The organism is Nocardioides albertanoniae, from assembly GCF_006716315.1.
GTDB lineage: Bacteria > Actinomycetota > Actinomycetes > Propionibacteriales > Nocardioidaceae > Nocardioides > Nocardioides albertanoniae.
Map to the genome: position 1 here is coordinate 3,006,715 of NZ_VFOV01000001.1, position 14,718 is coordinate 3,021,432.

The 14,718-nt window shown below is 69.4% G+C and carries 14 protein-coding genes; 5 read left to right on the forward strand and 9 right to left on the reverse strand.

Annotation, left to right across the window (positions count from 1 at the left end; genetic code table 11):
• Window positions 1–45: 45 nt before the first annotated feature.
• Complete coding sequence (locus tag FB381_RS14475) at window positions 46–681, reverse strand: TetR/AcrR family transcriptional regulator (protein ID WP_141780930.1); 636 nt, start codon at window positions 679–681, stop codon at window positions 46–48.
• 141 nt (window positions 682–822) lie between these two features.
• Between FB381_RS14475 and FB381_RS14480 the strand changes: the two genes are divergently transcribed.
• From FB381_RS14480 to FB381_RS14490, 3 genes are read left to right on the forward strand one after another with little or no spacing between them, the layout of a single operon-like run.
• Window positions 823–1,605, forward strand: a complete 783-nt coding sequence (locus FB381_RS14480; RefSeq protein ID WP_141780931.1) for an SDR family NAD(P)-dependent oxidoreductase — start codon at window positions 823–825, stop codon at window positions 1,603–1,605.
• Window positions 1,606–1,607: 2 nt separating this feature from the next.
• Window positions 1,608–2,741: a DUF5938 domain-containing protein gene (locus tag FB381_RS14485; RefSeq protein ID WP_141780932.1), complete on the forward strand. Its 1,134-nt coding sequence runs from the start codon at window positions 1,608–1,610 to the stop codon at window positions 2,739–2,741.
• A gap of 10 nt (window positions 2,742–2,751) precedes the next feature.
• On the forward strand, window positions 2,752–4,290 hold the full coding sequence (locus tag FB381_RS14490) for an AMP-binding protein (RefSeq protein ID WP_141780933.1): 1,539 nt from the start codon (window positions 2,752–2,754) through the stop codon (window positions 4,288–4,290).
• Between the two features lie 96 nt (window positions 4,291–4,386).
• Here FB381_RS14490 and FB381_RS14495 read toward each other — a convergent pair whose 3' ends face one another.
• The 5 genes from FB381_RS14495 to FB381_RS14515 form a co-directional block, all read right to left on the reverse strand.
• Window positions 4,387–4,896, reverse strand: coding sequence for a pyridoxamine 5'-phosphate oxidase family protein (locus FB381_RS14495; protein ID WP_141780934.1), 510 nt, complete (start codon window positions 4,894–4,896; stop codon window positions 4,387–4,389).
• 47 nt (window positions 4,897–4,943) lie between these two features.
• Complete coding sequence (locus tag FB381_RS14500; protein WP_141780935.1) at window positions 4,944–5,333, reverse strand: acyl-CoA thioesterase; 390 nt, start codon at window positions 5,331–5,333, stop codon at window positions 4,944–4,946.
• Window positions 5,330–6,535 (reverse strand): fumarylacetoacetase, encoded by a 1,206-nt coding sequence (gene fahA, locus FB381_RS14505; protein ID WP_141780936.1) that lies wholly within the window; start codon window positions 6,533–6,535, stop codon window positions 5,330–5,332. Before fahA ends, FB381_RS14500 begins: the two co-directional genes overlap by 4 nt.
• Window positions 6,532–7,731, reverse strand: a complete 1,200-nt coding sequence (locus FB381_RS14510) for a homogentisate 1,2-dioxygenase (RefSeq protein ID WP_141780937.1) — start codon at window positions 7,729–7,731, stop codon at window positions 6,532–6,534. The genes fahA and FB381_RS14510 overlap by 4 nt, the downstream gene beginning before the upstream one ends.
• Before the next feature lie 112 nt (window positions 7,732–7,843).
• A complete protein-coding gene (locus FB381_RS14515; protein ID WP_141780938.1) occupies window positions 7,844–8,332 on the reverse strand; it encodes a MarR family winged helix-turn-helix transcriptional regulator in 489 nt (162 codons plus the stop codon).
• A gap of 118 nt (window positions 8,333–8,450) precedes the next feature.
• Here FB381_RS14515 and FB381_RS14520 point away from each other — a divergent pair, with 118 nt between their 5' ends.
• Window positions 8,451–9,716 (forward strand): cytochrome P450, encoded by a 1,266-nt coding sequence (locus FB381_RS14520; protein ID WP_141780939.1) that lies wholly within the window; start codon window positions 8,451–8,453, stop codon window positions 9,714–9,716.
• A gap of 35 nt (window positions 9,717–9,751) precedes the next feature.
• Complete coding sequence (locus tag FB381_RS14525; protein ID WP_141780940.1) at window positions 9,752–9,952, forward strand: ferredoxin; 201 nt, start codon at window positions 9,752–9,754, stop codon at window positions 9,950–9,952.
• A 56-nt stretch (window positions 9,953–10,008) separates the two neighbouring features.
• Here FB381_RS14525 and FB381_RS14530 read toward each other — a convergent pair whose 3' ends face one another.
• The 3 genes from FB381_RS14530 to betA all read right to left on the reverse strand — a co-directional run bounded on the left by FB381_RS14530 (window position 10,009) and on the right by betA (window position 14,715).
• A complete protein-coding gene (locus FB381_RS14530; protein WP_141780941.1) occupies window positions 10,009–10,620 on the reverse strand; it encodes a DoxX family protein in 612 nt (203 codons plus the stop codon).
• 94 nt (window positions 10,621–10,714) lie between these two features.
• A complete protein-coding gene (gene betT / locus FB381_RS14535) occupies window positions 10,715–12,865 on the reverse strand; it encodes a choline BCCT transporter BetT (protein ID WP_141780942.1) in 2,151 nt (716 codons plus the stop codon).
• A gap of 113 nt (window positions 12,866–12,978) precedes the next feature.
• Window positions 12,979–14,715 (reverse strand): choline dehydrogenase, encoded by a 1,737-nt coding sequence (gene betA / locus FB381_RS14540; RefSeq protein WP_141780943.1) that lies wholly within the window; start codon window positions 14,713–14,715, stop codon window positions 12,979–12,981.
• Window positions 14,716–14,718: the final 3 nt, after the last annotated feature.

A 14,718-nucleotide genomic window follows, 5' to 3' on the forward strand; every position in this document is an offset into this window, starting at 1 on the left:
GGTCGCTGGATCCCACGACTTTGGTCTCGCCGGTGGCCGCGGACCTCAGGCCTTCGACCGCGTGAGCAGCATCGGCATCAGCCCGACCACCTGAGCGCGCAGATCCTCCAGCGCATCGTCACGACCGGTGAGATGGGCCAGCAGCGCCTGCTGGAAGATGCCGTCGAACATCCCGTACGCCACCGGTGATCCGACCGCGGGCTCGGCACCGGCGAGCTCGGCGTAGCGACCGAGGATCCGCGCGACCATGTCCTCCAGGCTCTGGTCGATCACGGTGACGGCCTCGCGCAGGCTCTCCTCGAACATCGACTGCGAGCGCAGGTCGTACCAGAGCCGGTGCATCGGTGCTTCCTCGACGATGGTCCCGACCAGCTTGTCGCCGAACCTCTCGGCCAGGTCGTCGGGCGAGGTCGCCTCGGCCACGACGCCGTCGTAGCGGTGGACGCAGGTCTCCTTGTAGTAGCGCACGCAGTAGACGATCAGCTCGAGCTTGTCGTTGAAGTAGTAGTGCACGACGCCGTGGCTGAACTCGGAGTTGTTGGCGATCTCGCGCAGGCTCGAGCGGGCATAGCCCAGCTCCCCCAGCGTACGCAGCGCCGACGCGGCGAGCGCCTTGCGGCGTTCGTCGTGCTTGTCGGCAGGCGTGCGTCGAGACGCCTTCGGAGCGGCGACCTGGGTCATGGGCCGAAACCATACCCCCTCCCGTGCATGGGGTGACTCCGCCCGGGCCCATTTTCTGGTCAATTGTCAAAAGAAATCTTGACAGTCGTCAAGATTCGCGATTGTCTGTGAGCCCGATCACAGCGACGAAGGAGTCGGAAGATGACAGACCTGAGCGGACGCACAGCACTCGTCACGGGCGGAGCCCAAGGACTGGGTGAAGGGATGGCTCGCGCGCTCGCCGCGGCCGGGGCGAAAGTCGCGGTCGCTGACGTCCAAGACGACCTGGGCACCAAGGTCGCCGAGTCGATCGGCGGCGTCTTCGTGCACCTCGACATCACCGACGACTCCGGCTGGGAGTCCGGCCTGGCCGCGGCGGTCGACGGGCTCGGCGGGCTCGACGTGCTCGTCAACAACGCCGGCGTGGAGATCACCAGCCTGATCACCGAGCTCGACCCGGCCGACGTCAAGAAGATGCTCGAGATCAACGTGCTCGGCACCGCGCTCGGCCTCAAGCACGGCCTGCGCACGATGCGGCCCGAAGGCGCCGCCGGCAAGGGTGGCGCGATCATCAACGTCTCCTCCGTCGCCGCCACGATCGCCTTCCCCGGCATCTCGGTCTACTCGGCGACCAAGAGCGCCGTGGACCGGCTGACCCGGGCCGCGGCGATGGAGAGCGGCAAGCTCGGCTACGGCGTGCGCGTCAACTGCATCTACCCCGGCCTGGTGCCGACCGAGATGGGTGCCGGCCTGGCCGACGACGTCGCACAGCTCGGCCTCTTCGAGTCACCCGACGCCGCCGTCGGCGGTGTCGTCGAGCTGACACCTTCAGGACGCCTCGGCACGGTCGAAGACATGTCCGACGCGGTCGTCTTCCTCGCCTCCGACCAGGCGAAGTTCATCAACGGAGCCGGCGTGCCGGTCGACGGCGGAATGGGGATGTGACCATGAGTGACAACAAGCCTGTCATCGTCTACGGCGCCTCCGGCTACACCGGCCGGCTGGTGTGCGAATACCTGCGCGAGCTCGGGGTGCCGTTCGTGGCCGCCGGCCGCTCCAAGGACAAGCTCGACGCCTCGATGGGCGCCAACGTGCCCGGCATCGAGACCGCCGACTACGAGGTCGCCGAGGTCGAGCACTCCGTCGCGGCGCTGACCGAGCTCTTCACCGGCGCCGGCGTCGTGCTCAACACCGTCGGCCCGTTCTCCGCGCACGGCCCCGAGGTGGTGCAGGCCGCCCTCGCCGCCGGCGCTCACTACACCGACACCAGCGGTGAGCAGGACTGGCTGATCACCTGCGAGGAGACCTACGGCGCCGACTTCGCCGCGAAGGGGCTCCTGCTGGCTCCGGGCATCGCGCAGATGTACACCACCGGGGAGATCGCAGCCGAGATCTGCCTGGAGCAGCCCGGCCTCGACACCCTCGACATCGCGGTCTTCTGGGGTGGCTCCCCCACGATCGCCTCGACCCGCACGATCCTGGTCAACGCGGCGATGTCGAAGGCTCACTACCTGGAGCAGAACGCCTACGTCGAGTTCGACCCCGCCGCCGGGCTCGTGCCGCTCGTCGTGCCGGGTCAGCACGAACTGGCGCTCTCGCTGCCGTGGGGCGGCACCTCGCACCCGGTCTGGTATCGCCGCGACCCGAAGGTGGCCACCTGCAAGGCCCAGGGAGGTGTCTTCGACAACGCGCTGATGAATGGGGTGCCGCAGATCGTCGCCGCGGCGCTGGAGGCGACCAAGGACATGGACACCGAGCAGCGCGACGAGGCCCTGACCGCCACCGCGGCCCAGGTGATGAACCAGATGCCGCCGCGCGAGAACCCTCGCCTCAACAAGTCGCTCGACTCGGTGCACGCCTCCGGCCCCCTCGGCCGCGCCCACTGCGTCATCCACGGCAACCAGAACTACAAGCAGACCGGGCTGCTCCAGGCGTACGCCGCCTATTCGCTGCTGCAGCAGCCGCCGCGACGGGTCGGCTTCGCCTCAGGATGCCAGGCGTTCGGGCACCGTGAGCTGCTCGGGCAACTGCAGGCGTTCGGGCTGGTCTCGGAGCCGGTCGTCACCCGGCAGCGTGGCTGAGGCGGCACCGATGCGGCTCGTCGACTACCTCGACAAGGGCGCCTCGCTCGGCGGGGACGCGCCCTGCCTCGTGTGTGGCGAGGAGACCTGGTCCTACGCCGAGGTGATCGACCTCTCCGTGCGCGTCGCCGCGGGCCTGCGGGCTCGCGGCGTCGCGCCGGGCGCGAAGGTCGCCATCCTCTCGGCCAACGACCCGGTCGCCTTCGCCTCCGTCTTCGGGATCAGCCGCGCAGGGGGCGTCTGGTGCCCGATCAACCCACGCAGCGAGGCCGCGGAGAACCGGGAGCTCCTCGATCTCTTCGGCTGCTCGGCGCTCATCTTCCAGGCCTCGTTCGCCGGCCTGGTCGACCAGATCCGTTCGGACCTCCCCGAACTGACCACCCTGGTCTGCCTCGACGACGACCTCGAATGGGCGCTGACCTGGGACGACTTCCTCGCCGCACCCGACGACACGGTCGTCCCGGCGGAGAGCGTCGAGGATGACCTCGCGATGGTCGTCGGCACGGGCGGGACCACCGGGAGCCCCAAGGGGGTGCTGCTCACCGGCACCAACCTGGAGACGATGTCGGCCATCACGCTGATGTCCTACCCGTGGCCGGGAGCACCCGCGCGGCCGACCTATCTCGCGCTCGCCCCGCTCACCCACGCCGCCGGGGTGCTCTGCTTCCCGGTGCTGTGCCTGGGCGGCAAGATCGTGGTGATGCGTACGCCGGACGTCGGCTCCTTCCTGGAGCACGTCGAGCGCCACCAGGTCACCCACACCTTCCTGCCACCGACGCTGATCTACCTGGTGCTCGACCACCCGGCGCTGCCCTCGACGGACCTGACGTCGCTGCGCTGCTTCTGGTACGGCGCGGCGCCGATGTCCGCGACCCGTCTGGAGGAGGCGCTGAACCGGATCGGTCCGGTGATGGCCCAGCTGTTCGGCCAGACCGAGGCGCCGATGATGATCGCGACGATGGCGCCCGGCGACCACTTCCGCGACGACGGCTCGGTGGCCACCGAACGGCTCTCCTCGGCAGGCCGCCCCGCGCCGCTGGTCAACGTCTCGATCATGGGCGAGCGCGGTTCGTTGCTGGCCTCCGGCGAGCGCGGCGAGATCGTCGTACGCAGCTCGCTGGTCATGCGCGGCTACCTCGACAACCCCGAGGCCACCGCGGAGGCGAGCGAGTTCGGGTGGCACCACACGGGCGACATCGGCTACCTCGACGACGACGGCTTCCTGCACATCGTCGACCGTGCCAAGGACATGGTCATCACCGGCGGCTTCAACGTCTACTCCACCGAGGTCGAGCAGGCGCTGATGCGTCACCCCGGCGTCGCCGACTGCGCCGTGATCGGCCTCCCCGACGAGAAGTGGGGCGAGCGGGTCACCGCCGTCGTGCTCCCCCGGCCCGGCACGTCGATCGACGTCACCGAGCTCAAGGCCTACGTCAAGGAGCAGATCGGAGCGGTCAAGACACCCAAGCAGATCGAGGTCTGGCCCGACCTTCCTCGCTCGAAGGTCGGCAAGGTGCTCAAGACCGAGATCAAGAAGAAGCTTGTCTAGTGGCGCCGAGTCGGCGGATCTGCCCCCGTGTCCCGCGAAGCGAAGCGAGCGGGAGGGGGCGGATGCGCCGACTCGGCCGTGGATTGTCAGCCGCAGCTACTCAGCCGGAAACGAAGCGGCCTCGGCCGCGTACGCCACCATCCAGCTCGGCTCGATGGTGGCGTAGACGACGCCCGGCCCCTCCCAGGTCTGCGGGTCGGAGCCGTAGAACTCGGTGAAGTAGGCGTTGTGCTCCTCGAACTCCGGCCCCTCGGAGACCACGTGCGCGGTGCCATGGGTGAAGACGCCGACGCGCTCGCCGTCGACGTGGGTCGCGCTGACGGCGGGGCGGGCGAGCATGTGCTTGGCCTTGACAGCGGCGGGAGAGGTACCGAACAGCCAGCGACCGTGCACGAAGTGGCCGTCGACGCAGCTGGTCCGCGGCTCACCACGGGCGGTCACGGTGGCCAGCACCAGCACCTTCATGCCCGTCAGCTCGGTGACGAGCTGACGGGCGTTCAGGCGCTGCTGGGCGTTGACGATGCCGGTCAGATGGCCGCTCGCGCGACCGATCGAGGCATCCAGGAGGCGTTGCAGGTCGGCGATCTCATCTACTGTCTCGAGCACCGCACGAGTCTCACACCGAACCGCCCCGCGCTGCTTGACCGTTCTTGCTACCCGATCGCCCTCGCGATCTCCGGCGGGATGGCGGTCGATCCCGAGCCGTCGGCCGCGACGACCACGTAGACGACCGAGACGGCACAGGCGACCTCCTCACCCCGGCGGAACTCGAACTCGAGCGTGAAGCTCTTGGTGCCGATCCTCGAGGTGCGCACCGGCACCTGGACCCGGTCACCGAAGCCGATCCCGGCCTTCCAGTCCAGGTCGGCATGGGCGAGCTGGGCATCGACGCCGAGCTCCTCCCAGCGCGGGTAGGGCACCCCGCACACCTCGATGAAGTGGTTCATCGCCTCATCGACGTAGGTGAGGTACCAGCCGTTGAACATCACCCCCTGCTGGTCGATCTCGAGATAGCGGGGCGTGAACTCGTAGACCGCTCTCACGGCCGCGCCTTCGCGGGCAGGATCCGTCCGCTGACCTCCCCGAGCGCGATCCTGCCTCCGCCGGGCGCGGGGGCCGTGGCGGTGATGGTCACCTCGTCGCCGTCCTCCAAGAAGCTGCGCACCGACCCGTCGTCGAGCTTGAACGGCTCGGCGCCCGACCAGCCGAGCTCGAGCAGCGAGCCGCGCTGGCCCGGCTCGGGGCCGCTGATCGTGCCGCTGGCGAACAGGTCACCGACGCGCAAGATGGCGCCGTTGGCGGTCATGTGGGCGAGCATCTGTGGAGCGGTCCAGTACATCGTGGCGTACGGCGGCTCGGAGACCAGCGACCCGTTGACCCGCACCTCGAGCGCGAGGTCGAGCCCCCAGGGCTCCAGGTCGGAGTCGTCCAGGTAGCCGGTCAGCGGGACGTCCCGCTCCGGGGGCCGGATCCGGGCCGCCTCCAACGCGGCGAGCGGAAGCACCCACGGCGAGATGGAGGTGGCGAACGACTTGCCGAGGAACGGCCCCAGCGGGACGTACTCCCAGGCCTGGATGTCGCGCGCGGACCAGTCGTTGACCAGCGCGACGCCGAAGATGTGGTCGGCGGCCTCGGCGAGCGGGACCGGGTCCGCGATCTCGCTGCCCACGCCGACGACGAACCCGAGCTCGGCCTCGATGTCGAGCCTGATCGACGGGCCGTCCACGATCCCGTCAGGCGTACGCCGCTGCCCGGTCGGTCGCACGACGTCGGTGCCGGAGACGACCACCGTGCCCGCGCGGCCGTGGTAGCCGATCGGCAGGTGCTTCCAGTTGGGCGTCAGCGGCTCGGAGTCGGGCCGGAACAGCCTGCCGACATTGGTCGCGTGGTGCTCGGAGGCGTAGAAGTCGACGTAGTCGGCCACCGTGAACGGCAGCAGCAGCACCGCATCCTCGAGCGGCACCAGGTGCGGCCTGACCTCGGCCTCGCAGGCCGGGTCGCTGAGCAGCCGGGTCACCTCCGCGCGCACCTCCGTCCACGCCTCGGGCCCCGCGGCGAGCAGCCCGTCGAGCCCGCCTTCGCAGTGGCCGGCGAGCCCCGCGGCCGCCGCGGCGACGTCGAGCACGTGGTCGCCGATCCGCACCCCGAGCCGCGGCGCAGGGTCCGCGGCGGTGTGGAAGGTGGCGTACGGAAGCGCCTCGAGACCGAACTGACTCTCCTCGATGTCCAGCCACGACGACGTCACTTGCGACCCCCTGCCCAGGTCCAGGCGTACTTGCCGTCATCGACGGCAGCACCCGCCTCGCCGACCTCGAGCGGGCGGAAGGTGTCGACCATGACCGCGAGCTCGTCGAAGAACTCCGCGCCCAGGCTGCGCTCCATCGCGCCGGGCTGCGGCCCGTGGGCGTGGCCGCCGGGGTGCAGCGTGATCGAGCCGACTCCGATCCCGGAGCCCTTGCGGGCCTCGTAGTCGCCACCGAGGTAGAACATGACCTCGTCGGAGTCGACGTTGGAGTGGTAGTAGGGCACCGGCACGGCGAGCTCGTGGTAGTCGACCTTGCGCGGCACGAAGTTGCAGATCACGAAGTTGTTGCCCTCGAAGACCTGGTGGGCGGGCGGCGGCTGGTGCACCTTGCCGGTGAGCGGCATGTAGTCGTCGATGTTGAAGACGTAGGGGTAGAGGCAGCCGTCCCAGCCGACGACGTCGAACGGGTGCTGCGGGGTGACGTGGATCGAGCCGGCGATGCCGCCGGCGCCGGCGCCACGGTGCTTGATGTAGACCTCTGCCTCCTCCCCTTCGACCATCCTCGGGTCGGTCGGGAGCCGGAGGTCGCGCTCGCAGTAGGGGGCGTGCTCGAGGAACTGGCCGAAGCGGGACAGGTAGCGCTTGGGCGGGGCGATGTGGGAGTTGGCCTCGATCGCGTAGACCCGCAGCGGTGCGTCGCCGACCGGCACCCAGCGGTGGGTGGTGGCGCGCGGGATCACCACGTAGTCGCCCTCCCCCACCATCAGATCGCCGAAGACGGTCTCGACGACCCCGGTGCCGGACTCCACGTAGACACACTCGTCGCCGATCGCGTTGCGGTAGAGCGGCGAGGTCTCGCCGGCGACCGCGTAGTGGATGCGTACGTCGCCGTTGCCGAGCACCAGGCGACGCCCGGTCACGGCGTCATCGGCCTTCCAGGACTCGCCGGAGACGAGGCCGTGGAGCCCGAGGTGCATCGGACGCAGCGGGTGGTTGGGAGTGGTGCCGTGGTCGGGCAGCTCCCAGATGCGTACGTCGCTGACCGCCGAAGGGATGTGGCGGTGGTAGAGCAGGGACGAGTCGGAGGAGAACCCCTCCTCGCCCATGAGCTCTTCGTAATAGAGATTCCCTTCTCCGTCGCGGTGTTGGGTGTGCCGCTTGGGCGGGATGTGCCCGCGCTGTTGGTAGTGCGCCATACCCCGAATCGTACGTGACCTGGACCACACCGATGACGTCGGCAGGAGCTCCTCGACCGGCCGTCGAAACCACCCTCGAAGCCGCCCTCGGAGCGCTCCGCGAAGGCGCGGTCTAGCGCGGCCAGTGGCGGCCGGTGAGCCGCTCGATGTCCTGGTTGAACTGGCGCAGATCGTCGACGAAACGCTCCACCCGCTCGGGTGCCCACTCGGCGATCACCTTCGAGAGGCCCTCGACGACGATGTCGCGGTCGGCCTTGACCCGCTCGCGCCCCTTGTCGGTGATGCGGAACTTGCGGGCGATCCCGCCGTCGGGATCGAGCGTGCGCTCGACGAGCCCGTGCTTGAGCAGGGTCGCCGTCTGCCGGTTGAAGGTGGAGGCGGCCAGGCCGAACGCGTCCACGAGGTCGACCACAGACATCGGCCCCTGGGCCTCGATCCGGTTGAGGAGCACGTAGGCGCTGCGGTCGAGGGCTTCGGCGCCACCGAGCCGGCGCGGCGAGGACATCTCCTGGTGCCTCATCAGGATCAGCATCTCGCGCTCGATCTGCTCCCCCGCCCACTGACGGTCGGCTGGGACCACTTCTGATTCGTGCACCGGCATGGCTCCAGCGTACGCGAGGCGATGCACTCTACACCTCATGTGCATTATGCAACCTTTGTGCATCATGCACATCGTGTGTAACATGCATATTTCACCTATCTTCTCGAGGGAGATCCAGATGAGCCAGAGCCAGACGAGCCACGGCCAGGCAAGCCACGACCAGACGAGCCAGAGCCACGAGACCATCGACTACCCGCTGGCCTACGAGGGAGCGCTCGATGCGCCCGGCGAGTGGGAGCGGCTGCGTCAGCAGTGCCCGGTCGCCGGAGTCGCTCTGCCCAGCGGCGACCACGCGAAGCTGCTCACCCGCCACCAGGACGTCAAGGGCCTGCTCTCCGACGCGCGCTTCGCCCGTCCGACCGCCCAGGACCCGGCGGCGCGGATCGCACCCGACGGGGTCGGTGGCTCCGCCGTCACCGGCACGTCGGAGCAGTACACCCTGCCCACCACGGGCGAGCCGCACCGTCAGTGGCGACGCCAGGTGAGCAAATGGTTCACCGCCAAGCGGATGAGCGCCCTGCGGCCCGGCATGGCCGCGACGGCCGAGGGGCTCGTCGACGCGATGGTCGCTCATGGGCAGCCCGCGGACCTCAAGGCCGAGTTCGGCTTCCTCCTGCCGGTCTACGTCATCTGCGACATGCTCGGCGTGCCGGCCGACGACCATCACCGCTTCTCCCACTGGTCCGACGCGATGCTGAGCATCACGCGCTTCACTCAGGAGGAGATCGACCGGGCCCACACCGAGTTCGTCGACTACATGTCCGGCCACATCGCCGCCAAGCGAGCGCACCCGGCCGAGGACCTGATCAGCATGCTCATCAAGGACTCCGACGGCGAGGGCACCGGGCTCACCGACGACGAGCTCGTGGCCACCTCGATGGGCCTGCTCGTGGCAGGGCACGAGACCACGGCCAACATGATCGGCAAGATGGTCGCCATGCTGCTGGTCGACCGCCGCCGGTGGGAGGAGCTGCTCGAGGATCCCGCGCTCGTCCGCACCGCCGTCGAGGAGGCCCTCCGCTTCGACACCAACCTGGGTTTCGGTATGCGGCGCTTCCTCACCGAGGACGTCGAGATCGACGGGGAGACGCTGCCGAGCGGAACCACGGTGATCTGCAGCCAGTCTGCCGCCAACCGCGACGCGTCGGTCTTCGAGGATCCCGACGTGATGGATCTGGCTCGCAGCCCCAACCCGCACCTCATCTTCGGCGCCGGGCCCCACTCCTGCCTGGGTCAGGCGCTCGCCCGCACCGAGCTGCAGGTCGCGCTGGAGGTACTGCTGCGCAAGCTGCCCACCCTCGAGCTCGCCGTGCCGGCCGACGACCTGGACCGGGTGGAAGGGCTGCTCGTCGGCGGCCTCCAGCGAGTCCCCGTCCGCTGGTAGCCAGCGCACCGGTCCCGCCCAGAAGAGGAGTCACCATGAACGTCACCGTCGACGAGGACAAGTGCTGCGGCGCCGGCCAGTGCGTGCTGACCGCGCCGGACGTGTTCGACCAGCGAGAGGACGACGGCGTCGTCGTCCTGCTGGACGCGCAGCCGCCCGCGGACCAGCACGCCGCTGCGCGTGAGGCTGCGGCGGTCTGCCCCGGAGCCGCGATCGCCGTGAGCGAGCGCGGCTGAGCGACCGCATCCCGACCGCTTGGCCTCGGCTCGAGGCCAAGCGGTCGGTCGTTCGTTCAGTCGGTCGTGGCCCGGGCCGATTCGCCCTCGGCGGCGTCGCTGTCGGCCAGGTCGCCGTCGGCCGCCTCGGCCGAGGAGTCCGTGGTGGGCTCCTCGACGGTGGCCTCGGCAGCGGCGGGCGTGCCCGGACGCCAGAAGATGGCCAGCTGCAGGAGCGCGGCGAGCACACCGACACCCAGGGCGACCGCGCCACCGATCCAGCCGTCGTAGACGATGTCGATGGCCGAGTCGAGGGAGATGACGCCGGGGCCGGTCACGCCGACGACGACGCCGATCACGGCCAGCACGACGACGTACTCCCAGCCGCTGTTGAAGATGAAGAACCCGTTGCCGCGGTGGGCGAGGATGAGGGCGACGAGCATCACCGAGACGAGCGCGGCGGCGGCCAGAGGCGTGATCAGCCCCAGGATGAGCAGTACGCCGGCGCCGATCTCGGTCGTGACGCTCGCCCATGCCTGCAGCTTGGGCTGGCGCAGGCCGAGAGACTCGAACCAGCCGGCGGTGCCGGCGATCTTCCCGCCACCGCGCCAGTGGTTGACGCCGTGAGCGACCAACGTCGCGCCGGCGGTGACGCGCAGGATCAGCAGGGCCAGGTCGACGGGCTCCATCGTGGGGCTCCTTCGTGGTTGGGGATCCGCCCACCCTAGGGAAGGGTGCCTGACGCCCGGAACCTGCGGGGGTCTCCTGCGCGCCGACCGAACCTCAGCGCGCGGTCTCCTCCTCCTCGACCGACGCCGGCACGTCCGGCACCTCGGGCGAGATCTGCTCCTGCTGCACGAGGTGCAGATAGGACAGGTGACGCTCGTACTGGTCGAGCACGTCACCCATCAGCTGCTCGCGCGAGTAGGCGTTGACGTCGTAGCCCTGGGTGCCCTCCGCGAGATGGACCTCGGTGCGGAAGTAGAGCTCGCCGGTGACCCGGCCGACCGCGAAGGTCGGCGCACGGCAGGGGCACGGCGTGACCTTGTAGACGAACGCGGGTGCGTCCTCGAGGTCGGTGTGGAGCTGCACACCGGCGACGCCGCGTACGGCCTTGGTCTCGGTGACGACCGAGGTGAGCCCGTGCCCGTTGAGCTCGGCGGCGACGTCGTCGAGCACCGGCTTGGCGACCGTGGCGATGAATCGCTCGGTGTCCTTGGCCGTCGGGTAGGTGACCGAGCGCCGCAGCCGCTGTGAGAGCGAGGGGCGTACGCCGCCCTCGGCCGCTCCGCTCACCCGGGCCGAGGAGATCGCGGCCGGCAGCGCGTAGCGCACGCTCTCGGTCTTGAACGACTCCAGCCGTAGCGAGCGATAGAGCCCGACCGCGACCAGGGCGAGCACGATCGAGAACGGCAGCCCCATGATGATTGTGGCGTTGGTGATCGTGGTCAGCCAGTCGTCTCCCCCGGCGAACATCAGCGCCAGCGTCAGCGCGCCGATCGCGAACGACCAGAAGATCCGCACCGGGATCGAGCAGTCGGCCATCGGGTGCGGCAGGCGCGAGGTGAAGTTGCCCATCACCAGCGCGCCGGAGTCGGCCGAGGTGACGTAGTAGAGGAACCCGGTCAGCGTGGCCACCGCGATGACCAGGGTCGCGGCCGGGTAGGCGTCGAGGAACGCGTAGAACCCCTGGGCGTAGTCGCCGTTGGTGAGCTCGCCGAACTCGGCGTCACCGCCACGGATCCGCCCCAGGGCGCTGTTGCCGAAGATCGAGACCCACAGCAGGATGAAGCCGAACGGGATCATCATCACGCCGACGAGGAACTGCCGGATGGTGCGCCCGCGCGAGATGCGGGCCAGGAACAGGCCGACGAACGGCGCCCAGGCGACCCACCAGGCCCAGAAGAAGAGGGTCCACAGGTTCTTCCAGACGCCGACGTCGGGGTTCTCGGCGGTGGCGTAGGGCATCGTGTCGAAGCTCATCCCGGGCAGGTGCACGAGGTAGTCGCCGAGGTTCATCACCAGCGAGTTGAGCAGGAACGCGGTGTCGTCGGAGAAGAGCACGTAGAGCATCAGGCCCAGCGAGAGCAGCACGTTGAGCTCGGAGAGGCGGCGGATGCCCTTGTCGACGCCGGAGACCGCCGAGATGGTGCCGAGCAGCACCGCCACGACGACGAGGCCGACCTGCGCGCCGCGGCCCTCGGGGATGTCGAAGAGCACGTTGAGACCGGCGTTGAGCAGGGCGATCGAGATGCCGAGCGAGGTGGCGATGCCGAAGATGGTGCCGAGCACGGCGGCCAGGTCGATGCCGTCGCCCAGGCGCCCCTGGATGCGCTTGCCGAAGATCGGGTAGAGCGCCGAGCGGATCGAGAGCGGCAGACCATGACGGAACGAGAAGTAGCCCAGCGCCATGCCCATCACGGCGTACATCGCCCAGCCGGAGAGGCCGTAGTGGAACAGCGTCCAGCTCACCGCCTGCTCGGCGGCGGCGATGGTGCTGCCCTCGCCGGTGGGCGGGGTGAGGTATTGCGAGACGGGCTCGGCGACCGAGTAGAACATCAGGTCGGCGCCGATGCCGGCCGCGAAGAGCATCGCGGTCCAGGTGAACAACGAGTATTCGGGCCGCGACTCCTCCGGGCCGAGCCTGATCCGTCCGTAGCGGGAGAGGCAGATGAAGAGCACGAACGCGATCAGCCCGGCGGCGAGCGCGAAGTACCACCAGCCGAAGTAGTCGGAGATCCAGCCGACCACGGACCCGATCGCGCTGCCCGAGGCCTCCGGGGCGAGCAGGGTGAAGAGCGTGAACGCGACCACCAGCCCGGCAGAGCCGAAGAAGACGGTCCTGTTGAGCTCCGGCTTCGTGTCAGGGATGGTGTCGAGGTCGGCTGCGGGTTCACCCAGCAACGTACGCCTCGGGTCGGTCGTGTCCGGCATGAGCTGTCTCCTCCGGGGTTCAGGGTGGCGGCATCATAGTCCGTCGGCGCCGGGCTCGTGCGACGCTCAGGTCTGGTGACGCGTTCGGTGACGCTGGGTGGGCGAGGGTGCGGTCAGGCCTGGTTGCGCGGATCTCCCGCCGGCCACAGCGGCGAGTCGTCGCGGTGGCGGTAGTAGGGGGCGTCGGAGGGCGCGAGCGGCGTGTTGCCGGCGATCAGGTCGGCCGCCTTCTCGGCGACCATCATCACGGGCGCGTAGATGTTGCCGTTGGTGACGTAGGGGAAGACGCTCGCGTCGACGACCCGCAGCCCGTCGACGCCGTGCACCCGCATCGAGGCCGGGTCGGTGACAGCCATGTCGCCGGTGCCCATCGCCGCCGTGCACGCGGGGTGCAGCGCGGTCTCGGCGTCCTTGCGGACCCAGTCGAGGATCTCCTCGTCGGTCTCCACCGACGGGCCCGGCGACATCTCGCCGGCGTTGAACGGTGCGAAGGCCGGCTGGTTGAGGATGTCGCGTGCGACCCGGACCGCCTCGACCCACTCCTTGCGGTCGGTCTCGGTGGAGAGGTAGTTGAACAGCATCGAGGGGTGCTCGTAGGGGTCGTTGCTGCGGATCCGCACATGGCCGCGGGTGTCGGCGTACATCGGGCCGATGTGCACCTGGTAGCCGTGCTGCCCCTTCTCCTGGCCGGGCGCCATCGAGCCGTCGTAGCGGATCGCGATCGGCAAGAAGTGGAACATCAGGTTGGGCCAGTCGACGTCGTCGTTGGAGCGCGCGAAGCCACCGCCCTCGAAGTGGTTGGTGGCGCCGAGCCCCTTGTTCTGGAAGAGCCACTGCCAGGCGATCTTGGGCCGCTGGTGCCAGACCAGACCGGGCGCGATCGAGACCGGCTGCTTGGAGGCGTACTGGATGTAGACCTCGAGGTGGTCCTGGAGGTTCTCCCCCACACCGGGGAGGTCGTGCACGACGTCGATCCCGTGCTCACCGAGCAGCGAGGCCTCCCCCACGCCCGAGAGCTGGAGCAGCTGGGGCGTGTTGATCGCGCCGCTGCAGCAGATGATCTCCTTCGCCTCGACATAGTGGTCCTTGCGCGCGCGGCCGACGCCGCGGACGTAGTCGACGCCCGTGGCCCGCGGCTGGTCGCCGGAGGTGTCGAAACGGATCCTGGTGGCGTGCGCGAAGGTCTCGACGCTCAGGTTGGGGCGCTTCATCACCGGGTGCAGGTAGGCGCGCGCGGCCGACCAGCGACGGCCGTTGTTGACGTTGCGGTCGAAGGGCGCGAACCCCTCCTGGCGGTAGCCGTTGACATCGTCGGTGAGCGGGTAGCCGGCCTCCTGCGCGGCGTCGAAGAACGCCGAGAAGAGCGGGTTGGACGCCGGGCCGCGCTCGAGGTGGAGCGGACCGGAGCCGCCGCGCCACTGGTCGGCGCCTGAGGTGCCGTCCTCGAGGAACCGGCTCTCCATCCGCTTGAAGTAGGGCAGGCAGTGGCGGTAGTCCCAGGCTTCCATGCCCGGGTCGGCCGCCCAGCGCTCGAAGTCCATCGGGTTGCCGCGCTGGAAGATCATCCCGTTGATCGAGCTCGACCCGCCCAGCACCTTGCCGCGGGCGTGGTAGACCTTGCGTCCGCCCAGCTCGGGCTCGGGGTCGGTCTCGTAGCCCCAGTCGTAGAGCTTCGACCCGATCGGGAACGGCAGCGCCGCCGGCATGTGGATGAACGGGTCGATCTTGAAGTCGCTGTGACCGGCCTCGAGCACGAGCACCTTCGTGGACGGGTCGGCGCTGAGCCGGTTGGCGAGCGCGGAGCCCGCGGAACCGCCGCCGATGATGACGAAGTCGTACGTCGTGGGCATCTT

What these genes read in the sequence shown, in the direction of transcription:
- FB381_RS14525 (WP_141780940.1), top strand. Translation starts at nt 9,752, where the DNA reads ATGAACGTCACCGTCGACGAGGACAAGTGCTGCGGCGCCGGCCAGTGC.
- FB381_RS14475 (WP_141780930.1), bottom strand. Translation starts at nt 681, where the DNA reads ATGACCCAGGTCGCCGCTCCGAAGGCGTCTCGACGCACGCCTGCCGAC.
- FB381_RS14530 (WP_141780941.1), bottom strand. Translation starts at nt 10,620, where the DNA reads ATGGAGCCCGTCGACCTGGCCCTGCTGATCCTGCGCGTCACCGCCGGC.
- betA (WP_141780943.1), bottom strand. Translation starts at nt 14,715, where the DNA reads ATGCCCACGACGTACGACTTCGTCATCATCGGCGGCGGTTCCGCGGGC.
- FB381_RS14480 (WP_141780931.1), top strand. Translation starts at nt 823, where the DNA reads ATGACAGACCTGAGCGGACGCACAGCACTCGTCACGGGCGGAGCCCAA.
- FB381_RS14510 (WP_141780937.1), bottom strand. Translation starts at nt 7,731, where the DNA reads ATGGCGCACTACCAACAGCGCGGGCACATCCCGCCCAAGCGGCACACC.
- FB381_RS14520 (WP_141780939.1), top strand. Translation starts at nt 8,451, where the DNA reads ATGAGCCAGAGCCAGACGAGCCACGGCCAGGCAAGCCACGACCAGACG.
- FB381_RS14515 (WP_141780938.1), bottom strand. Translation starts at nt 8,332, where the DNA reads ATGCCGGTGCACGAATCAGAAGTGGTCCCAGCCGACCGTCAGTGGGCG.
- FB381_RS14490 (WP_141780933.1), top strand. Translation starts at nt 2,752, where the DNA reads ATGCGGCTCGTCGACTACCTCGACAAGGGCGCCTCGCTCGGCGGGGAC.
- FB381_RS14485 (WP_141780932.1), top strand. Translation starts at nt 1,608, where the DNA reads ATGAGTGACAACAAGCCTGTCATCGTCTACGGCGCCTCCGGCTACACC.
- betT (WP_141780942.1), bottom strand. Translation starts at nt 12,865, where the DNA reads ATGCCGGACACGACCGACCCGAGGCGTACGTTGCTGGGTGAACCCGCA.